This is a genomic window from Caballeronia arationis, assembly GCF_001544975.2.
GTDB lineage: Bacteria > Pseudomonadota > Gammaproteobacteria > Burkholderiales > Burkholderiaceae > Caballeronia > Caballeronia arationis.
Map to the genome: position 1 here is coordinate 1 of NZ_FCOG02000526.1, position 848 is coordinate 848.

At 62.6% G+C, this 848-nt stretch carries 1 protein-coding gene; it reads left to right on the forward strand.

All coding sequences use genetic code 11. From position 1 onward, the window contains the following. Window positions 1-570: transposase (locus AWB81_RS43645; RefSeq protein ID WP_144444423.1), on the forward strand; the 570-nt coding region annotated here is incomplete at its 5' end. Window positions 571-848: the final 278 nt, after the last annotated feature.

Sequence of the window (848 nt, forward strand, 5' to 3'; positions counted from 1 at the left end):
CGCACCATGACCCGCATGCAGCTCGTGCGCACGCTGGCCGCCTGGCGTCCGGATCTGACCGATTACCGCAATCTAGTCTCGGCGTACCGGATCACATTGAAATCCCTCGGGCGTCGCTATCTGGAACTGCACGACGAAATTGCCGACCTTGACGTGATGATCGCGGCCCTGGTCAACGAACTCGCGCCGGACCTGGTCTCGCGCAATTCCATTGGATACGAATCGGCAGCGCAGCTGCTGCTGACGGCGGGAGACAACAGCGAGCGACTACAGTCGGAGGCGGGATTTGCCGCCCTGTGCGGAGTCAGTCCCGTGCCGGCATCGTCGGGAAAGGTCACCCGGCATCGCCTGAATCGCGGCGGGGATCGTGCGGCCAACAGCGCGCTGCACATCATCGCCATCGGCCGGCTGCGAACCGACTCGCGCACAAAGGCGTATGTTGAACGGCGGGTCAGCGAGGGCCACTCGAAGCTCGAAGCCATTCGCTGCCTCAAGCGCTATATCGCTCGCGAAGTCTACTATGTCATACGTCAGCGCAACCGTCAGATCGGTCAGGTTCAGGTTGCGTGAAAGCGATCTGTTCCCGACAACAGGCAGGCTATTGCGCCCTAACCGTGTGTTAGGGGTCGCGGGTTGTCCACGGCTGGCCGGCGCGGTCGCCTGTTACGACCACGGCGCCGGCCAGCGGTGGGCAACCCGCGAGCGCCCCGTGAAGCGCGCCACTTGGAATTCCGAAAATGACTTACCAACTTGACATTTAGAAGGGCGTCCACGGTTCGCAGTACACGGCCGATGACTTCCTCAACCAGGTCAGGTTCTGGGGCGTCACGCCGAGCTTCGCCTTCGTC